The organism is Nocardia arseniciresistens, assembly GCF_046764875.1.
In the GTDB taxonomy this organism is placed as follows: Bacteria; Actinomycetota; Actinomycetes; order Mycobacteriales; family Mycobacteriaceae; genus Nocardia; species Nocardia arseniciresistens.
Genome location: NZ_JBKORD010000006.1, coordinates 224,096 through 237,542 on the forward strand (window position 1 = coordinate 224,096; position 13,447 = coordinate 237,542).

11 protein-coding genes are annotated in these 13,447 nt (G+C 66.5%); 8 read left to right on the forward strand and 3 right to left on the reverse strand.

Going from position 1 to position 13,447, the window contains the following annotated elements; all coding sequences use genetic code 11:
- Positions 1-4: 4 nt before the first annotated feature.
- Positions 5-2,062 carry a CocE/NonD family hydrolase gene (locus tag ACLMAJ_RS13085; RefSeq protein WP_412013895.1) on the reverse strand — a complete coding sequence of 686 codons (2,058 nt, stop codon included), beginning with the start codon at positions 2,060-2,062 and terminating at the stop codon, positions 5-7.
- A gap of 302 nt (positions 2,063-2,364) precedes the next feature.
- Here ACLMAJ_RS13085 and ACLMAJ_RS13090 point away from each other — a divergent pair, with 302 nt between their 5' ends.
- From ACLMAJ_RS13090 to ACLMAJ_RS13110, 5 genes are all read left to right on the forward strand, one after another.
- Positions 2,365-3,249, forward strand: a complete 885-nt coding sequence (locus ACLMAJ_RS13090) for a bile acid:sodium symporter family protein (protein ID WP_412013896.1) — start codon at positions 2,365-2,367, stop codon at positions 3,247-3,249.
- 72 nt (positions 3,250-3,321) lie between these two features.
- A complete protein-coding gene (locus ACLMAJ_RS13095) occupies positions 3,322-5,145 on the forward strand; it encodes a protein kinase domain-containing protein (RefSeq protein ID WP_412013897.1) in 1,824 nt (607 codons plus the stop codon).
- A gap of 30 nt (positions 5,146-5,175) precedes the next feature.
- Positions 5,176-6,300, forward strand: coding sequence for a PQQ-dependent sugar dehydrogenase (locus tag ACLMAJ_RS13100; RefSeq protein WP_412013898.1), 1,125 nt, complete (start codon positions 5,176-5,178; stop codon positions 6,298-6,300).
- Positions 6,301-6,356: 56 nt separating this feature from the next.
- Positions 6,357-6,926 carry a TetR/AcrR family transcriptional regulator gene (locus ACLMAJ_RS13105; protein WP_412013899.1) on the forward strand — a complete coding sequence of 190 codons (570 nt, stop codon included), beginning with the start codon at positions 6,357-6,359 and terminating at the stop codon, positions 6,924-6,926.
- Positions 6,927-7,115: 189 nt separating this feature from the next.
- Complete coding sequence (locus tag ACLMAJ_RS13110; protein ID WP_412013900.1) at positions 7,116-8,165, forward strand: medium chain dehydrogenase/reductase family protein; 1,050 nt, start codon at positions 7,116-7,118, stop codon at positions 8,163-8,165.
- A 33-nt stretch (positions 8,166-8,198) separates the two neighbouring features.
- On the opposite strand, the gene ACLMAJ_RS13115 is transcribed toward ACLMAJ_RS13110, so the two are convergent.
- Positions 8,199-10,016: an ABC transporter ATP-binding protein gene (locus ACLMAJ_RS13115; RefSeq protein ID WP_412013901.1), complete on the reverse strand. Its 1,818-nt coding sequence runs from the start codon at positions 10,014-10,016 to the stop codon at positions 8,199-8,201.
- Between the two features lie 84 nt (positions 10,017-10,100).
- Here ACLMAJ_RS13115 and ACLMAJ_RS13120 point away from each other — a divergent pair, with 84 nt between their 5' ends.
- From ACLMAJ_RS13120 to ACLMAJ_RS13130, 3 genes are all read left to right on the forward strand, one after another.
- Positions 10,101-10,532 carry a MarR family winged helix-turn-helix transcriptional regulator gene (locus tag ACLMAJ_RS13120; protein WP_412013902.1) on the forward strand — a complete coding sequence of 144 codons (432 nt, stop codon included), beginning with the start codon at positions 10,101-10,103 and terminating at the stop codon, positions 10,530-10,532.
- Positions 10,533-10,635: 103 nt separating this feature from the next.
- Positions 10,636-11,079: a nuclear transport factor 2 family protein gene (locus tag ACLMAJ_RS13125; protein ID WP_412013903.1), complete on the forward strand. Its 444-nt coding sequence runs from the start codon at positions 10,636-10,638 to the stop codon at positions 11,077-11,079.
- 88 nt (positions 11,080-11,167) lie between these two features.
- Entirely contained in the window at positions 11,168-12,070 is a 903-nt protein-coding gene (locus ACLMAJ_RS13130; RefSeq protein WP_412013904.1) for a dienelactone hydrolase family protein, read from the forward strand.
- Between the two features lie 36 nt (positions 12,071-12,106).
- Here the strand turns inward: ACLMAJ_RS13130 and ACLMAJ_RS13135 are convergent, their stop codons facing one another.
- Entirely contained in the window at positions 12,107-13,411 is a 1,305-nt protein-coding gene (locus ACLMAJ_RS13135) for a formimidoylglutamate deiminase (protein ID WP_412013905.1), read from the reverse strand.
- Positions 13,412-13,447: the final 36 nt, after the last annotated feature.

The window sequence follows — 13,447 nt, forward strand, 5'->3', positions numbered from 1 at the left end:
CAGATCAACCCACCGCCCGGTTGGTCGGCAGGTTCACGAAACTCGGCGCGTCCGGGTCCAGGCTCAGGTGCTGTGGCTTCATCTTCGTGTTGTTGAGCATAGGCCGGAAAGCCAGTGCCTTCGGCGAATTTCCGGCAAAGACATCGACCCGCAGGCGGTGACCCGGCTCCAGCACGGCCTGGGTGGGAATGACGGCGATATCCAGTGTGGTCGGCTTGCCCGGCACCACCGGCCGCATGCTGTCGAGGGTGATCGGATTGAAGGGGGCGGTGTAGTCGCCGTTGGCAGAACGGACGCTCTTCGAGTCGTCGACCGCGCGCATCGAGCTGGTGAGCTGCCCGGTACTCAGGACGATCGAGGCGCCGTCGGGCGTGACGTCGTTGACAGTGACGTTCCAATAGCCGTCGGTTGCGTCGTGAATCGTGTTGAGGTGCACGTTGATCGGGCCGGAGATCACCGTCCGCTCGGTGGTCTCGGCACTGGTGAAGGTGAGCCCGTTGCGCTCGGCGATGCGGGAGTCCTTGGCACAGATATCGAATACCGCGGTCATTCCGGCCGAGCCCTGTGCGGTGTCGCGCGAACAGACCGTGGTCAACCCGGGCGCCACCGTCAGCGACGCCTTTCCGGTCGGCTTCACATTCTTCAGCGATCCGTCGTACAGGCTGTCGTCGGTGCTGCCGCTGGGTGCGGCGTCGAGGTAGACGCGGCGGTAGTTGACATCGTGCTGCGGGAACTGTGCCATCGTGACCCACCCGCCGCCCTGCTCCCACAGGTTTATCGGGCCGAAATCGTTGACTCCATGGTCGATGCCCTTGAGCCACTTGTCGAACCACACCCGCTGCATCACATCCAGTCGCGGCGGGGCCACACCATAGCCGGTGCCCGCCCCCGGGTTCGCGTGATAGGTGTCGCCGACGACGAGTTGCTTCTTCCCCGGGGGCAACGGGATGGCGTTGTAGAGCTTGGTCGCACTGTTGGCGAAGATGTCGTGCCAGCCGCCATACACGAAGGTGGGCACCGTGATTCGCTCCGGATGTCCCCGAATGCCCTGACGGAAAGGGCTATCGTCGTCCAGCGCGGATTCCAGCGCGGGAGGAATGTCGTCGAGCGAGGGCGTGAGCAGTGCCTGGGTCAGCAGATCGACGTTGGTGCTCGGGTCGGACAAGCGTTCGTGGAACCACTTCCAGTCGAAAGTACCGTTGAGCATCGACTGCACATCCGGCAGCAGCTTGAGCTGGTTCACGTTGCTGAGCCACAGCGGCAGGAAGGTGGTGCCGACGCCGCCGCCCGGCGCGACGACATCGCGCATCAGGTCACTGCCCGGCTCGACCGGGAAGATGGCTTTCAGTGCGGCAGGGGCGTTTTCGGCCGCCCGCAACTGGTTGATGCCTGCGTAGGAACCGCCGCTCATCGCGACATCGCCGTTCGACCACGGCTGGGCCGCCGCCCAGTTGATCACCTCGCGGGTGTCCAACTGCTCACGCTCGCCGAGCGTCTCCCAGCTGCCTTGAGAGAAGCCGGTGCCACGCACATCCGCGACCACGAGGGTGTACCCGCTGCGGATCAGGTTGTCGTCGATGCCGAGGACGGTCCTGACCGTGCCGCCGTCGAGTGCGTGCAGCAGGTCGCCGAATCCGCTGACCGGCGTGCCGGACAGATTGATGCGCCGGACGAGGTCCATGGTCAGTGACTGCAGGCCGGGGACCGCGAGCGCGGAATCGACCAGGTTGGTCAGGAGTTTGGTGTACGGGGTGAGGTTCACGATCGTCGGCAACGGCTGCTCGACGACCGACCTGGACGAGTCCACCGGCCGATACACATTGGCCTTCAGCAGAACTCCGTCACTCATCTGGATCGGGACGTCCCAGTCGATGTGGATCTCCGGGTACTCCTGCGGGCCGTCGTGCAGCGCGGTCCACTCCTCGGTGTGCGTGTTGCCGGTAGATTCCTGCGACGCCGCGGTCCCGGTGGCACCGACGATCATCGCCGCCGCCGCGGCGACCACGACCGCGCGTCGAAACGTGCGGATGAACAGCCGTGCCACTTCACGCCCCGACAACATGACCCTCCTTGACCGATTCGCGGCACGCCGACTAGATCAACCTCTGAGTGCAGCCCGACCCTAGCAACCGATTGGCGAATAGCCCGTTAGGTGCGGCCGTCGGTTCGTCGCATTTCGCACGACGTGCGTCGCCACAAAAGGCGACCGGCCAGCCTGTTTCAACTGACCCGGGACCGTTTGATCGAACTGTGACAAGTCCCGACCCCCGTCCGCTCCGATGCAGCGCCTCGAACCGACTCGCTTCCTTCTGTCGGAGTCGATAACGTCGACATCCGACCTACTCCGGCGACGAGGAGATCCGAATGGGTTCAACGTTTTTCGCGGTGTTCTTGCCGCTTGCCCTGGCATTGGTGATGTTCGGTCTCGGGTTGACCCTGACCGTCGACGACTTCGCCCGCGTCCTGCGATACCCCAAGGCGGCCGTCGTCGCGCTGGTGTGTCAGATGGTGCTGCTGCCCGCGATCTGCCTGGGCTTGATCTATCTTTTCCGGCTCGAGGGCGCATTGGCTGTCGGAATGATGCTGCTCGTCGCCGCGCCGGGCGGCCCATCGGCCAATCTGTTCAGTCATATCGCGGGCGGCAATGTCGCGTTGAACATCACCCTCACCGCGATCAACTCGGTTCTCGCGGTTTTCACACTTCCGTTGGTCGTCACCCTCGCTTACACACTGTTCATGGCGGAGGACGCGTCCATCGGGCTGCGGCCGGACAAGTTCATTCAAGTGTTCGCGATCGTGCTGGTGCCCGCCGCGATCGGCATGTGGGTGCATCGCCGCTTCACCGGCTGGGCCGACCGGATGCGCAAGAACGTCAAGATCGTGTCGGCCGTGGTGCTGTTGCTGGTAGTGGTCGCGGCGGTGGGCCGCGAGTTCGACACCCTGACCGAGAACATCGGCAAGCTCGCCACGATCAGCCTGGTGCTTTCGACGCTGAGCTTCGTAATCGGCTACACGGTGCCGCGACTGTTCCAGGTCGAGGCCGATCAGGCGATCGCCTCGGCCATGGAAATCGGCATCCACAACGGTGCGCTGGCCATCGCCGTCGCATCGACGGTCCTGCACAACGACGCGATGGCGGTGCCGCCCGCCGTGTACGGGGTGCTGATGAACATCCCCGCCGTGATCGTCGCATATCTGCTGGCCCGACATGTTCGCGGCAGTCGTCCCGCAGAGCTCGCGTCGACGTGAGCGGACACCCCGCTCGGCAGGTGGGTAGCCTTTCGGGAGTTCGAACTCGATCCGAAGGGAACCATCGTCGCGATGCGACCGCTTGACATGGACGATCCGCCGCGTATCGGGGACTATCGGCTACTCGGCCTGCTCGGCTCGGGCGGCATGGGCCGGGTGTACCTCGGACGTAGCTCCGGCGGCCGCACGGTCGCGGTGAAGGTCATCCGGCCCGATCTCATCGGCGATACGCAGTTCCGCGAGCGGTTCCGGCGCGAGGTCACCGCGGCGCGCCGGGTCGGCGGGCAGTTCACCGCGGCGGTGCTCGACGCGGATGTCGACGCCGATCCGCCGTGGCTGGCGACCGGGTACGTGGCGGGGTTCTCGCTGACCGAGGCGGTCGAGCAGTTCGGCACGTTCACCGAAAACCCGCTGCTCGTGCTCGCACACGGACTGACCGAGGCATTGATCGCGGTGCATGAGGCCGGGGTGGTGCACCGCGACCTCAAGCCGTCGAATGTGCTGCTTGCCATCGATGGCCCCAAGGTCATCGACTTCGGCATCGCCCGTGCCGTCGAGGACAGCGCGCTCACCACGACCGGCAGTGTGATCGGTTCGCCGAGTTTCATGTGCCCGGAGCAGGTGCTCGGCAAGCCGGTCGGTCCGGCAGGCGATGTCTTCGCGCTCGGCGGTGTGCTGGTGTTCGCGGCGACCGGGCACGGACCGTTCGGCGTCGGCGAGACCGTGCAGATGCTGTTCCGCGTGGTGTATGAGGAGCCGCAGCTCGATGACGTGCCACTGCGGCTGCGGCCTTTGATCGCGGCCTGCCTGGCCAAGGACGACACCGCACGCCCGACGCCACAGCAGCTGCACGCCGCGCTGCTCGATCTCGGCGTGCCCGAGCGCGCGGGCTGGCTGCCCGCGCCGGTGCTCGAAGAAGTGAGCAGGCGCGCGGTGCAACTGCTCGATCTGGACTCCGGTCCGGTTCGAGTGCCCGATGCGCTGCGCGGACCGGTCCCGGATCCGTCGCGGTCCGCTCCGACGGTCTCCCGGCCCGCGCTGAATTACCCGCTCCAGTCCGGGCCGCCGGGCGCGCCGCCCTACGGAGCCACGCAGCAGGGCAGTACCCCGTACCGGAACCAGCCGCCGACGGAACGGACTCAGCAGAGTACGCCGCCCTACGGGACGCGACCGCCGGATCAGACTTGGCAGTCCTACGCGCATGGCTCGGATCGGCCCACGTCCCGGCAGTGGAACGAGCCACCCGCGGACCGATCGGGACCGCAGCGGGCACCGTCCTATGGTGCACAGCCTCCGAACCGTTCCGACCCCGCACAGCCGACCCGCAAATCCGGTGGCAGTCGCGCCGGTCTGATCGTCGTCGCGCTGGTGGCTGTCGTGGCCGTCGCGGTCGGCGCGTTCGTCATCGGCGGGCTGCTGAAAGACGACTCGACGGGAACCTCCGCCACATCCGCTACTTCGGTCGAGGTCACCACACCCGAGCCCACCTCCTCCGCGCCGGAAACCTCTACCTCCGCGCCTTCCAGCACCACCACCTCCGCCAACGGCCCGGGCAGCGTGCCCGCAGCCTTTGTCGGTCATTGGACCGGAAACGCACGGGACCTCCTCGTTTCGTTCGATGTCGACCTGACCATCCAGGAAGGAAAGATCGGCGAGGAGATCGCCAGCTCGTCGAATACCGGCTCGGTGTCGCGCCAAAAGTGCTCCCGGGTCGAAAAATTGAAGACCGTGACCGGCACCGAAATCACTTTGGTGGCACGACTTGTCGATAGTCCGACCGACTGTATGGACAACGGGTCGGTCTCGACGGTCACACTGCAACCGGACGGGTCGCTCACCTACAGCATGCCCGGAATACTCGGCCCGATTACCGGCGTCCTGCGCAAGAGCAGCTGACGGTACGACCGAGGCGTGCGACCCTGGTTCATGGTGATCAGACGAGCGCATACCCCGGGACCGCGGCGGTTACCGGGTGCCGCAGCAGTCGCGGTTCTGCTCACGTGCGCGCTATCGGCCTGCGACAACGGTTCCGAGCCGGAGCGGCCCACCGCCACCGCGGCCACCACCATTGCCCCCAGCTCAGCAGCCGGTGTACCCGACCTTGCGGCGGGTGCAGAGATCGCTCGCGGCATCGAAGTGCCGTGGGGGCTGGCCTTTCTTCCCGATGGTGATGCGCTGGTGGCGGAACGGAACAGTGGTCGGGTGCTACGCGTGTCGCCAGGTCGCGCGCCCGAGCAGGTGTACGAGGTTCCCGGTGTCACCGCGCGGGGCGAAGGCGGGTTGCTCGGCCTGACCGTGTCGCCGAGCTTCGCCGAAAACGGTTACGTGTATGCGTATTTCACCGCTGCCGAGGACAACCGGGTCGTGCGATTCCGGCTGGACGGCAAGCCCGAGGTGATTTTCGACGGGATAGCGAAGGCCGCCAACCACAATGGTGGGCGGATCGCGTTCGGTCCGGACGGCATGTTGTACGTCGGCACCGGCGACGCGGGGCAGGGCGCGCGAGCGCAAGATCCCGCGAGCCCCAATGGCAAGATTCTGCGGTTGACGCCCGATGGCGCTGCGGCCCAGGGGAATCCGACAGCTGGTTCGCCGATGTACAGCCTCGGGCATCGCAATGTGCAGGGGCTGGCTTGGGATCACGCGGGCAGGCTCTTCGCCGCCGAATTCGGGCAGAACGACTTCGACGAGATCAATCTGATCGAGCCGGGGCGCAATTACGGCTGGCCGCAGGTCGAGGGGATGGGCGGCGCAGACAGCGGATACACCGAGCCGCAGCTCGTCTGGGCACCATCGGCAGCGTCACCGTCGGGGATCGCTATCGCCGGCGATACCCTCTACGTCGCGGCGCTGCGTGGCGAAAGGCTATGGACTGCTGCGCTTCACGATGGGGTAGCGACCGATCCCGTATCGCGGATCGATGACCGTGGGCGATTGCGTACGGTCGCGATCGCACCGGACGGCGCATTGTGGCTGACCACGTCCAATACCGACGGGCGCGGTGAAACCCGCCCGGGCGACGATCGGATAATCCGCTTCCCCGCACGCTGAACTGCCCCGAGGGTACGTATTGACCCCATCGAAAGAGTGAGTGTACAGTCACTCACATGACCAAACGAGGCGCCACCCTCTCCACATCGCAGGTTCGGCGCGACGCCGTTGTGGACGCGGCCATCGCCGAATTCGCCAGGACCGGCTATCACGGCACGCCGATCAACAATGTGGCGACTCGGGCGGAGATCTCACCGGCCTACGTCTTCAAACTCTTCCCCGGCAAGACCGCCCTGTTCGTGGCGGCCATCGACCGTTGCTTCGAATTGGTCGAGCAAGCGTTGTCGGCGGGCGCCGCTCGCGTCGACGGTTCGACCCCGGAGGAGATTCTGCACGAAATGGGCGGGGCATACGCCGAACTCATTTCCGACAAGAGCCTGCTGATGCTCCAGGTGCATGCCCAGTCGGCCGCCGATATCCCGGAGATCGCCGACGCGGTCCGCCGCGGACTCGCGCGGGTGACCACCTTCGCCAAGACCCGTTCACGCGCCGAGGACAGCGCCGTGCAGCGATTCATCGCCTACGGCCAGCTCTGCCACATCATCACCACGCTCGAGCTCGACGGCCGCAGTAGCGATTGGGCACGGATTCTCACCGAGGGCATCCGCCACCCACACGCGGAGTAGATCCGCCCGAGGCAGTGGCGTCGCCGACACACCGCCAACCGCGCTCGTAATTTCCAGCCCGCACGTGACCCGATCGCACCTGCTACAAGCACATCCAACCATGGCCCTCAGGCACTTCGACCATCGAGTGAGTGACCAGTCACCCACCTAGAGAACCGACAGCACATCAGATCGCGAAAGGCCGAAACGATGACGACACAAGCACATCCGACCACTGCCGTAGAGATCGTTCTCCCCGGACCCGTCAGCCCGCAGGGGCTGTTGGTTACCCACCGCCAACTGCCCGCCCCCGAGCCACATCAGGCCCTCATCCGGGTCGAGGCCACCGGTGTCTCGTTCGCCGAGCAGCAGATGCGGCGCGCGAAGTACTACGACCAGCCACCCTTTCCGTTCGTACCCGGATACGACCTGGTCGGCACCGTCATCGAGGTCGGCGGGGAAACCGATCGAACACTGGTCGGCACCCGCGTCGCGGCGCTGACCAAGACCGGCGGCTGGAGCAGCCATATCATCCTCGACGCCGCGGACCTGGTCGCGGTGCCCGCCGCGCTCGACCCCGCAGAAGCAGAGACGTTCGTCGTCAACGGCATCACCGCCTGGCAGATGCTGCACCGGATCGCCCGGGTCCAACCGGGGCAGACGATCCTCGTGCACGGCGCGAACGGCGGGGTCGGATCCACGCTGGTACAGCTCGCCGTCGCCGCTGACATCCGCGTCATCGGTACCGCATCGGCGCGGCATGCCGCGGCCGTCGAAGCACTCGGCGCCGACCCGGTCGACTATCGCGGCGATGTGGCGCGACAGGTTCGGGCCCTCGCACCCCACGGGGTGGACGCCGTCTTCGACCACGTCGGCGGTCCCGGAATCATCGACTCGTTCCGATTGCTCGCACCGAACGGCACCCTCGTCTCCTACGGCACAGCCTCGACGAAGAACGAGCAGGGCAACTCCCGGCTGCCCGTTCTCGCACTCTTCGCCCGCCTCGCATGGTGGAACATGTTGCCCAACAAGCGAAATGCCCACTTCTACAATCTCTGGGCAGGCAAGCGCCGCCTTGCCGGCTTCCGGAACAAGCTCGCCGAGGACCTCGGATCGGTCTTCGCCCTGGCCGCCGGAGGCGTATTACGCGCACAGATTGCCGCGCGGATCCCGCTCAGCGAGGCGGCCGACGCCTTGGAACTCGCCGAGTCCGGGACCGTCACCGGAAAGGTCGTGATCGTCCCCGACCCGAAATCGTGAGCTCGACTCGAGGCATACCGCAGACCTCGTTCCCTATGCCTTGTCGAAAACTACCGGTGTACCCAGCAATTCGAGTTCGACCTCCGCCAGTTCCTGTTCGGTGTCGAATGTGGTGTCGCGAGCAAGGAGATCGCCGTAGCGGCCGTTGGATTCGATCAGCTGCCGGTGGGTTCCGGATTCGACGATGCGGCCCCGGTCCAAGACCACGATCTGGTCCGCGTCTCGAATAGTGGAAAGGCGATGGGCGATGGTGATGGTCGTGCGGCCCTGCGACAGTGCGTCGATCGCGGCCTGGACTTCGCGCTCGGTCCGAGTGTCCAGGGCGCTGGTAGCCTCGTCCAGCACCAGGATCGGCGGGTTGCGCAGGATGACCCTCGCGACAGCGAGGCGCTGTTTCTCGCCGCCGGAGAACCGGTAACCGCGCTCGCCGACCATCGTGTCGTATCCGTCGGGCAGACTCGAGATATGGTCGTGGATCTGCGCGGCGCGCGCGGCCGCCCGCAATTGCTCGTCCGTGGCATCGGGTTTGGCGAAACGCAGGTTGTCGGCGACCGACGCGTGGAATAGGTAGTTCTCCTGGGATACCACGCCAACGGCACCGGCGAGATCGGCGAAAGACAGGTCCCGTACATCTGTTCCGTCGATCGTGACCCGACCCGAGGTCGCGTCGTACAACCGTGCGACGAGATATCCGAGAGTGGTCTTGCCGGAACCCGTTTCGCCGACCACCGCCATGCTGGTCCCCGCGGGTACCGTGATGTCGATGTCGCTCAACACATTCCGGGCGCCGGGGCCGTAGGAGAAGCCGACCTGTTCGAATCGGACCTCGCCCATGGCTTTCGGCAGCGACAGTGGGTTTCGTGGCTCCTCGATGTCGGGCTTCAGGTCCAGGTACTCGAAGATGCGGCCGAACAAGGCCATCGAGCTCTGCACCTCGACACCGGTGTACAGCAGCTGCACCATCGGCCGCAGCAGGCTGCTCTGCAAGGTGGTGAAGGCGACCAGCGTGCCGATCGATACCAGTGGGTTCCCGGCGGCGACGGTCAGTCCCGCGACCCAGTAGATAACCGCGGGCATCGCCGACATGACGATCTGGATCGTCGACTGACGCCAGCGACCGGCCATACCGGAGCGGATCTCCAGGTCGACAAGTCCGCGCGACTCCTCGGCGAAGGTGTCGATCAGCGCGGGTGAGCGGCCCATCGTGCGTCCGAGCAGAATGCCGCTGACCGAGAGCGATTCCTCGACGATCGCCGACATGCCCGCGAGCTTCTCCTGCCGATGCGCGGTGATCTTCCTGCGCTCGTTGCCTACACGGCGACTGATCCAGACGAAGAACGGCAGCATGATCAGCGACACCACGGTCAGGCGCCAGTCGAGGGCGAGCATGGCGATGATCGAGGCGACAACGGTGGTGAAGTTGGAGACAAGGGAGGTTGCGGTCGAGGTGACAGTCGATTGCATGCCGCCGATATCATTGGCGATCCTGGACTGCACCTCGCCGGTGCGGGTCGCGGTGAAGAACGACAGCGGCATGCGCTGCAACCTGGCGTATACCTCCGAGCGCAGGTCGTGCATGACATTCTGGCCGACCGCGGTGGAAATGTAGGTCTGGAGCACACCGAAGACGCTGGTCGACGCCGCGACCGCAACCATGCCGACGGCGAGCAGGGTCAGCAGGCCGGTGCGGCCGTTCGGCAGCGCCTCATCGAGCACGCCGCGCAACATGAACGGCGAGGCGAGCGAGACGAGCGAAGACAGGCCGACCAGCGCGGCGACCAGAGCAAGGCGGGCCCGATAGGGCCGGAAGAGCCGGACGATCCGACCGAGTTCAGAGGGTGGGGGCTGCATAGGCGCCTCCTTTCACGAAAACTACCCATAGAACTGAGTATGGCTCACAATTATTCCATTGAACAATGAGTTATGCTCATCTTTGTGGATACCGCTCCCGAAAGTGATCTGCCCGAGCTGTTCGTGCGCGCCGCGAAACGGATCCGACGCAACCAGTCGGCCCGCCTCGCACCACTGGGCCTGACCCCCGCCCAGGCTCGCGCGCTGCGCATCATCGCCCGCCACAGCGAACCACTGCGCATGGCCGCGCTCGCCGAACGGCTCGACATCGTCCCCCGCTCGGCCACCACCGTCGTCGACGCGCTCGAGTCCTCGGGCCTGGTCGGCCGCGCCGTCGACCCGTCCAACCGGCGCTCCACCCTGGTCACCCTCACCGACGCGGGCCGCGTCGCCCTTTCCCGGATGTCGGCCGCCCGCCGCGAGGCCGCCGAGGAACTCTTCTCCGCGCTCTCCCCCGACGAGCGCGAAACCCTCCGCCACCTGCTGGCCACTCTCGACGCAGGCGACCGCTGCTGAACGAACGTCAACCACGGGGCATTCCGGCCGAACGACCGGATCGCGGATCGGCTGCAATCATGTAGGCGTCAACGAATCATCCACGCGCAGAGGGACCCCCACTATGCCGCGCACGATCCAACAGCTGCTCGACACCGCCGAGATCATCGATACCACCACCGCCTACGCCACCGCCGTCGACACCCGAGACTGGGATCTACTCGGCACGCTGTTCGCTGACGATGCCGTCTGGGAATACCTGGCAGGCGGCGAGCGACACACGGGGCGAACCGCCATCCTGGCCAGGATCAGGCCGAGCATCGAACGGCTCGATGCCACCCAGCACATCAACACCAACCACCAAGTCACCTTCGACGGCGACGCGGCCTTCCACAGCTGCTACTACCTGGCCCAGCACATCCGACGTGGCGCGCCCGGTGGCGACACCTTTCTTGCCGCAGGCAGTTACGAGGATCGACTGAGCAGGACCGATACCGGGTGGCAGCTCACATCCCGGGTACTGCGGTCCACATGGAGCGACGGCAACATCGCTGTCTTCCAGCCGTGACCCGCGGGACCGGCTCTGGGTGGAGGCGTCCGAGAAAGACGGTGTCTGCCGACCTCGCCGGATGCCAGACGCGTTATAGGCTGGCTTCATGACGCCGTTGCAGCGCTACATCGTCGAAGAAATCGCTGCCGACCATGCCGACGGGTTGTTGCCCCGCCGAGAGGCGCTGCGCCGTCTCGGGCTGCTCGGCGTCGGGGCGACCGCGGCTGCCGCGCTGTTGGCGGCCTGTTCCAGCGATGAGCAGACTACGAATCCGGTGACATCGACGACGGATTCCCCGGCACCGACGCCGCCGGGGATGAGTACCGCGGTGCTCACGACGCCGGTGACATTCCCCGGGCCCGACGGTCGCGAGTTACAGGGTGCGTGGGCACCGGCAGCGCAGCCGCGTGGCGCGGTACTCGTCATCCATGAGAACAAGGGCCTCACCGACCACATTCGTTCGGTGACAGGGCGATTCGCGGGCGTGGGCTATTCCGCACTCGCCGTGGACCTGCTCTCCGAGGCGGGCGGCACCGCCGTTTTCACCGACCCCGCCGCGGCCACCGCCGCACTCGGCAAGATCCCGCAGGAGCAGCTCGTCGCCGACCTGCGAGCCGGGATCGACGAACTCGAACGGCGCGCGCCGGGCAAGAAGATCGGCGCCACCGGGTTCTGCTTCGGCGGCGGCCTGGTGTGGTTGCTGCTGACCTCCGGCACCCCGAAGCTGGCCGCGGCCACACCGTTCTACGGCCCCTTCCCCGACAACGGTGACGTCTCCGGTTCGACGGCCGCGGTGCTGGCCGTCTACGCGGCACTGGACGCCCGAGTCGACGCCTCACGGCCCGGAGCCGAAGCGGCGCTGCAACGCGCGGGCCTACCGCACGAGGTGTTCGTGGCTCCGGACGCCGACCACGCGTTCTTCAACGACACCGGACCGAGGTACAACCAAACCGCGGCGAACGAGGCCTGGCGGCGGGTGCTGGACTGGTACGGGACCCGGCTCAGCTGAGCACTTGCGTGGGGCACTCCCCCGGCCCGGCAGTCCTCACGCTTTCAGCAAAGCCTCGATCTCCGATCGCAGCACGGCTTCCGGAGCCTCCAACCGTAGATGTCGATGCTCGGAGACGACGGCCTTGCCTGCTATCAGAACCGCGCGGACATCGCTGGCGGTGGCGGCGTAGAGCGCGGCGGCCGGGTCGGTGCCCGCGGTGCGGACCGAGTCGAGGTCGATGGTCACCAGATCCGCTGCCGCGCCCGCCTCGATGCGGCCGACCTCGGGCCAGCCGATCGAGGCGTGATCTGTTGCCGCGCTGTACAACTGCGCGAGTTCGAAACGTCCGCGCGAACCGCTGGCGAGCCGCTCGTTCAGCTCGAGTGCTCGCCATTCCTCGAAGGCGTCGACCACCGCGTGACTATCACTGCCCAGACACAGCCGCACCCCCGCATCGGCAAGCGCGCGGGCGGGGCCGATTCCGTCACCGAGATCACGTTCGGTAGTCGGGCAGAAGCACACCCTTGCCCGCATTCCGGCGATCAGTCGAATATCGGCCTCCGTCACATGTGTCGCGTGCACGGCGGTCGTGCTCGGCCCGAGCATCCCTGTCTCCGCGAGCAGCGCCGTCGGGGTACGGCCGTGTGCGGCCATGCAATCGCGATTCTCCGCCGGCTGTTCGGAGACATGGACGTGCACCGGCCTGCCCGCGGCCTGTTGCGCGACCACCCGCAGCGCCCCCGGCGGCACCGCGCGCACCGAGTGCGCCGCCACCCCGGTTCGCACGAGGTCCGACTTCGGCGTGAAGGTGGCGGCCCGTTCGGCCCACGCGCCCACATCGCCGTCACTGAACCGGCGCTGATGCTCGTCGAGCTTCCAGCCGAATCCGCCTGACAGATAGCAGGTGTCGAGCAGGGTGAGCCGAATCCCGGCGTCCTGCGCGGCCGCGGACAATGCCGCGCTCATCGCGTTCGGATCGTCGTAGGGCACGCCGCCGGGCCCGTGGTGCAGGTAGTGGAACTCGCCGACACTGGTGTACCCCGCGAGCATCATCTCGGCGTACACGCCGCGGGCGAGCCGGTAATACGAATCGGGATCCAGCCGCGCGGCAACGGCGTACATCCGTTCCCGCCACGTCCAGAACGTGCCGCGATCATGGTGGGTGCGCCCACGCAGCGCGCGATGAAAGGCGTGCGAGTGCGCGTTCGCGAACCCGGGAACGGTCAGACCCGGCAACACATTCCCCGACCGTTCGGCGCTGACCGCAACCGAGCGGATCACGCCCCCGTCGACATCGATGGACACCGACTCTGCGAGCCCCTCGGGCAACCAGGCATACTCGGCCCAATACACGCTCATCCGGCCGCCCCCTCCCGCGCCGAGCGCAAGGACGGT

Coding starts and splice junctions, on each gene's coding strand:
- ACLMAJ_RS13085 (WP_412013895.1), bottom strand. CDS start 2,062: ATGTTGTCGGGGCGTGAAGTGGCACGGCTGTTCATCCGCACGTTTCGA.
- ACLMAJ_RS13135 (WP_412013905.1), bottom strand. CDS start 13,411: ATGAGCGTGTATTGGGCCGAGTATGCCTGGTTGCCCGAGGGGCTCGCA.
- ACLMAJ_RS13095 (WP_412013897.1), top strand. CDS start 3,322: ATGCGACCGCTTGACATGGACGATCCGCCGCGTATCGGGGACTATCGG.
- ACLMAJ_RS13125 (WP_412013903.1), top strand. CDS start 10,636: ATGCCGCGCACGATCCAACAGCTGCTCGACACCGCCGAGATCATCGAT.
- ACLMAJ_RS13130 (WP_412013904.1), top strand. CDS start 11,168: ATGACGCCGTTGCAGCGCTACATCGTCGAAGAAATCGCTGCCGACCAT.
- ACLMAJ_RS13110 (WP_412013900.1), top strand. CDS start 7,116: ATGACGACACAAGCACATCCGACCACTGCCGTAGAGATCGTTCTCCCC.
- ACLMAJ_RS13115 (WP_412013901.1), bottom strand. CDS start 10,016: ATGCAGCCCCCACCCTCTGAACTCGGTCGGATCGTCCGGCTCTTCCGG.
- ACLMAJ_RS13090 (WP_412013896.1), top strand. CDS start 2,365: ATGGGTTCAACGTTTTTCGCGGTGTTCTTGCCGCTTGCCCTGGCATTG.
- ACLMAJ_RS13105 (WP_412013899.1), top strand. CDS start 6,357: ATGACCAAACGAGGCGCCACCCTCTCCACATCGCAGGTTCGGCGCGAC.
- ACLMAJ_RS13100 (WP_412013898.1), top strand. CDS start 5,176: ATGGTGATCAGACGAGCGCATACCCCGGGACCGCGGCGGTTACCGGGT.